Here is a 5268-nt window from a genome sequence, read left to right as displayed (position 1 = left end):
TCGGCCGGCTCGGCCGGGGCGGATGTGTCATCCGGCCGCGCCGGGACAGACCTGGGGTAGGCGTCGTGCTGCGGCAGCAGGCGGTTGATGATGCGACCGTTCGGGCCTGGCGCACGGTGCAGACGGCCCTTGTCCGACAGGCGCCGACAGATCTGGTTCACAGTCTGGCGGCGCACCTGGAGCACTTCCGCCAGCTGTCCGTCATCCAGGCCGGCCGGGACCTTTGCCAGCCGCTCAAGAATGCGGTCCGCAACAGTAGACACGAACATGAACGCTATACGCCATCGACGGTGGGGTTGCAAACAGGGTGGGTTCGCTTCATCGTCCGTCGTCCAACCGTAGTGTGTCCGGCGCTCCTCGCAGAAGACGACGCTGAACCGGTGACGACGCGGCCGACGGGACTCCACCGGCCAGCGGTGAGCATTGGCCGCGGGACGGCCGGTGGGCGTTAGCACCAGGCCGTCAGGGGAATGGTCTTGACGGACAAGACCGGCCGCCATGGCCCGTCCTTTGCGATCGGGGATCGGCCGGCGATGCCCCGAGAGCTCTGGTTCGATCAGGAGGATACAGCGATGACGCAGCCGATCCCGGACGGCGGCAACGACGTCGACAGCGGCCACTTCAACAGCGGCTATCCCGACGGCGGCTATCCCGGCAGTGGCTACATCAACACGTACGGAAGCCCACTCGAACAGTCCGAAAGCCTCGACAGCGACGGCCTGGGCTCGACCGACCGCGGTTTCGACCCGCTCGACGACGGCTGGGATCCGCCGGACCGCTTCGGCCCGGGTGAACGCTTCGGCACCACCGCTCAGGAACAACGTGCCGGCGAGTCACTGGACTCGCTGCTCGCCCAGGAGCAGCCCGAGCCGGATCCGTACGACGAGGCGGCGCGACTGGAGTCCGGTGAGGTCCTGGAGTTCGACGTGTACTCCTCGGCCGACGGCCGCTTCTCGGCCGAGGACGCCGTCGAGCGGCCGGCCGCCCTCGACGGCGACGGGGAGCCGGACGACGTGCCGGCCCTGCTCGCCGACGACGAGGGCGTACGGACGGCGACAACAGCCGAACTCGTCGGACACGGGCCGGTCGGCGGCCGCGCCCGCGGCCGCGACAGGGCCAGGCCGACAGGCGCGCCGGAGGAGGAGGCCATCCACATCCGCAGCACAGAATGATCAAAAAGTAGTCGAAGAGCGGCCCCGGAACGATCCGCGGCGCGCAGTGGCCGGGCCGGCACGTGGGCAAATGATCATCGCGGTGTCCGCGCGTCCAGCGACCGGGCGTTCCCGGCACCCAGCACGTAGCAGGCGATCGCCGCGGTGGCGGCGACGTTGAGGGAGTCCACACCGTGCGCCATCGGAATCCGCACCCGGACGGTGGCCGCCTCCAGGGCGTCCCGGGTCAGCCCGGGGCCCTCCGAGCCGAGCAGCACGGCCAGCCGGTCACCCGGACCCGCCTCAAGCCCGTCCAGCGGCACGGCGGTGGCGGACGGCGTGAGCGCGACCAGCGTGAAGCCAATGTCCACCAGCAGGGACAACGCCGCCGGCCACGGGTCGAGACGGGCGTACGGGACGGCGAACACCTCCCCCATCGACACCCGCACCGCCCGCCGGTACAGCGGGTCGGCGCACGACGGGCTGAGCAGGACGGCGTCCATCCCGAGCCCGGCCGCCGAGCGGAAGATCGCGCCCAGGTTGGTGTGGCTGACGATGTCCTCGCAGACCAGCACCCGCCGCGCCGTGGCCAGCACGTCCGCCGCCGGGGCCGGCGGGCGGCGGCACATCGACGCGAGCGCCCCGCGGTGCACCTGGAACCCGGTGATCGTGGCGAGCACGTCCGGGCCGGCGAGGTAGACCGGCACATCCGGCTCCAGATCGGTTGGGACGGTCGCGACCTTCGCCGGCCCCACCAGCAACGATCGCGGACGGTAACCAGCCCGCCGGGCCCGTTCGATGACCATCTCACCCTCGGCGATGAACAGGCCCTCGGCCGGTTCCCGCCGCCGCCGCAGGGCCACGTCGGTCAGCCCCACGTAGTCGCGGACCCGCTCGTCCGCCGGATCGTCGATCTCTATGACGTCCAACCCGCTCCCATCCCCCGGCCTCGGCTCCCGCGGCTACGCCCCCTGGCTGGCCGAACCGGTCAACCCGCACCTGCTCTACACACCCACCATCACCATCTGAGCATCGTCACCGTCAGTCCACGGTCATCCCCGTCAGGAGCCCGCGTGAGCACACCGGACACGGCCACCGGCCCGATAGCCGCCCGCCTCGCCGACGACGCCGCGACGCTGCGCGCCACCGGCGCGATCCGCACCGACCGGGTCCAAGCCGCGTTCGCCACCGTGCGCCGGGACCGCTGCCTGACCCACTTCCGCCTCGGTGACCAGCACATCCCCGTCCCACAGGACAGCATCCCCACAGCGGATGTGCTCGACATCGTCTACAGCGGCCAGCCGCTGCTCACCCGCACCGGCGCCGTACCGTCGTCCTCCTCCACACCAACGATCATGGCCAGGACGCTCGAAGCACTCGACCTGCGCCCCGGCCACCGGGTCCTGGAGATCGGCGCCGGCACCGGCTACAACGCCGCCCTCATCGCGCACCTCAGCCACGCACCCGTGGTCACCATCGAAACCCATCCCCCCACCGCCGCCGAAGCCACCGCATCGATCCACCGATCATTACAACGGGCTGGTAGCACGGGGGGCGCCTGTGCTGCATCCGGAGGTCACCTCGGTCAGCCCGCCGGAGGCGCCGAAGACGGTGATGGTGTTCGACTGCGCTGACAGCTCGAACTGGCTGCGATACCGCACGGCGGGGCCGTCGTTCACCGACGAACCCGGCGGTCGACGGGCGATCACCTCCGAAGTTCGCCTGCACGAGGACGGGTCGTGGAAGGTCACCCGGTTCGCCGTCGAGGGACTCGGGTCATGCTGAAGCGCGTCGTCCCTGTCGCCGTCTGCCTGCTGGGCGTCCTCGCGGTCGGCCCGCCTACGCCGACATCTTCACCTCCGCGGACTGCGACCAGAACCCCTACCCGGGATGTGAACTTGCAGCCGGGCAGAACGGCAGCCCCCAGCTCCCACCGGACGGGGATGCTCGCCCGGCGCCGCGTGGCGGTGGGTCGCAGGGCGGCACGGCCAGCGGCGGGGCGGTGCGTCCGCCTGGTGATGTGTCGCTCGACCCGTCGGAACTCGCAACGTGCTCCTACACCCGCAGCGACTTCCAGCCCGAAGGAGACCCGATCCGGCCAGTTGCGTTCCGCTCCATCCCGCGCGACGGCGGACCGCACGTAGTGGCTGCGGTTCACCGGCCGGGGTCGCTGCGCGTACTGCCTGCCGCGACCGCCCCGGACAGGCAGTCTGGGGCCTGGTACGTCTACCAGTGCCAGAACGACGGGTGGCGCGACGCGCTCTACCGGCCCCCGGTCTGGATACCGGACGGACAGGCCGGTCCGGCGGCTGCCGCCCCCGACCCGGCGGCCCTCGCCGAACAGGCCCGCAACCAGCTCCGCCTCCAAGGCCCGACGATCGCACTCAGCCCGACCGGCCGGCAGCTCATTCGTCTCCCAACCTGGATGTGGCTCGACCCCAGCAGCTGGCATCCCGTCTCCGCCACGGCTGCCGCCGGAGGCGTGTCGGTGACCGCCGTCGCCACCCCCGCCGAGGTCGTCTGGGCGATGGGTGACGGCGCCCAGGTCCGCTGCACCGGCCCCGGTACCCCCCCTACCGGCCCGACATCGACCCGAAAGCGTCCTCACCGGACTGCGGCCACACCTACCAGACCGTCTCCGACGACCAGCCCGGCGGCGTGTTCCCCATGACCACCACCGTCACCTGGAATGTCACCTGGACCGGCGCCGGCCAGACCGGCGTGTTCAACGGCCTCACCACCGTCTCCACCACCCAGGTCACCGTCATCTCCATCTCCGCACTGAGCACCGGCGGGGGCTGACCACAAGACCGCCCACGCAAGGCTCCCTCGGGTCGTCCGGCCCCGCCCAGGGGTGCGACCCCCGCCTTTCCGCGCTGCAACCTCGTCCGATGGAAGGATTGGGCTACCACCGACACCCTGGGTCTTGTGTGATCTACGTCACATATCATTGCCTGTTTTACGGGAAAATGACCGAAAAGTCTGTTCCTTTACGGGCCGCCCGTCCGTTTACCTACCGGACCGCCCATCCACCTACCTGTCTATCGGGTAGGTCCGAGGTGACACATCGATGCAGGTCGGCCGGCATCTGACACCCACCCAAGCGAGCCAGGAATCATGCCGCAATTGGCATCGTATCTAACCGTGGGAGCTGGCGGAAGCGGTCGACGGAACGCGCCCTGTTGGCGGTATCGGATAGTCCGGTTAGCTTTTATTTGCCGCATTTCCGCCGCCGGTTCTGTGAGGTGCCGTAGTCGATCTGTCCCGCGTCCGCCCGTCCCGCGTCCGCCGTCCTGCACCCGCCGACTCGTGCGACGATCCACCGCAAACAGGGGACGGGCCACCGCAGGCCGACACGGAGGACACCGGCGGGAACGGCGCCACAGTGGGGCCGGACACCGACGGACCGACGGCCCACCCTCCGGCCGGAGTGCAGAACGCCCACAATGCCGAATCGGACGTCGATGCGGTGGCGCGCTGGCTGGCCGAGACACTTGCCGAGGCCCCACCCGTCCCGCCAGCGGTCGCCACCCTCATCGCGGGCGTGCTCGCCCGGCGCCCGCCCGCCGCCTAACCTCCCAAGCAGGACCACCGTCGTCTACGCGCCCAGCACACCGACATGTGCGCCCACCGTTGCTCACGGCCTTTCTGGCACGCGAACACCACTTGCCATGTGTATCCAAGGGGTGGTATCGATCGTCCTGGCGTAGGCTCAGGCGTCTCACCAGCATCTTTAGGTAGTCGGGCCGCTTCTTGGTCCGCACCCGCGTTGCGCACTCCGCACGGCTCGGGCGCGGTACGCCGACCACCGCGCCGCCAGACCCTCGTTGATGACGCCGTCCCCGAAACAGCCCCGAAGAAGCCGGATGCGGTCCGGCACGATCACGCAACCTGCTGGTCAGCATCCCCGGCGGATCGGAGAGGACGGCACCCTCTCGAAGCGGCGGCGCGTACTGCCGAGCTGCTCGCCTTTTACGATCAAGGCTGAGAGGCCGACAGCCGCGCCGCGCGCGTGTCGCGGCCAGTCCGGACCCGCACATGGCCCGCGGCTTGTCTCGCAACGTTCAGCTGAGTGCGGCTGTGGGGCGATGTCCACCGCATGCCCTGGTCCGGGGCG

The 5268-nt window shown here is 70.2% G+C and carries 5 protein-coding genes; 3 read left to right on the top strand and 2 right to left on the bottom strand.

Going from position 1 to position 5268, the window contains the following annotated elements:
- On the bottom strand, window positions 1-500 hold a 500-nt coding region (locus AC5LUJ_RS17835), incomplete at its 3' end, for a MarR family transcriptional regulator (RefSeq protein WP_493465335.1).
- A gap of 72 nt (window positions 501-572) precedes the next feature.
- On the opposite strand from AC5LUJ_RS17835, the gene AC5LUJ_RS17830 reads away from it, so the two are divergent.
- Window positions 573-1172 carry a hypothetical protein gene (locus AC5LUJ_RS17830; protein WP_250282929.1) on the top strand — a complete coding sequence of 200 codons (600 nt, stop codon included), beginning with the start codon at window positions 573-575 and terminating at the stop codon, window positions 1170-1172.
- 74 nt (window positions 1173-1246) lie between these two features.
- Here AC5LUJ_RS17830 and AC5LUJ_RS17825 read toward each other — a convergent pair whose 3' ends face one another.
- Window positions 1247-2071: a TrmH family RNA methyltransferase gene (locus AC5LUJ_RS17825; RefSeq protein ID WP_493465340.1), complete on the bottom strand. Its 825-nt coding sequence runs from the start codon at window positions 2069-2071 to the stop codon at window positions 1247-1249.
- 153 nt (window positions 2072-2224) lie between these two features.
- Between AC5LUJ_RS17825 and AC5LUJ_RS17820 the strand changes: the two genes are divergently transcribed.
- Both AC5LUJ_RS17820 and AC5LUJ_RS17815 read left to right on the top strand, forming a co-directional pair.
- On the top strand, window positions 2225-2785 hold the full coding sequence (locus AC5LUJ_RS17820; protein WP_250282925.1) for a methyltransferase domain-containing protein: 561 nt from the start codon (window positions 2225-2227) through the stop codon (window positions 2783-2785).
- Between the two features lie 1033 nt (window positions 2786-3818).
- Window positions 3819-3953, top strand: a complete 135-nt coding sequence (locus AC5LUJ_RS17815; RefSeq protein WP_445548290.1) for a hypothetical protein — start codon at window positions 3819-3821, stop codon at window positions 3951-3953.
- The last annotated feature ends 1315 nt before the right edge of the window (window positions 3954-5268 follow it).

Source organism: Protofrankia sp. CiP1_Cm_nod3 (genome assembly GCF_982290655.1).
This window is presented reverse-complemented; position numbering and strand designations above follow the sequence as displayed.

What these genes read in the sequence shown, in the direction of transcription:
- AC5LUJ_RS17830 (WP_250282929.1), top strand. Translation starts at nt 573, where the DNA reads ATGACGCAGCCGATCCCGGACGGCGGCAACGACGTCGACAGCGGCCAC.
- AC5LUJ_RS17815 (WP_445548290.1), top strand. Translation starts at nt 3,819, where the DNA reads ATGACCACCACCGTCACCTGGAATGTCACCTGGACCGGCGCCGGCCAG.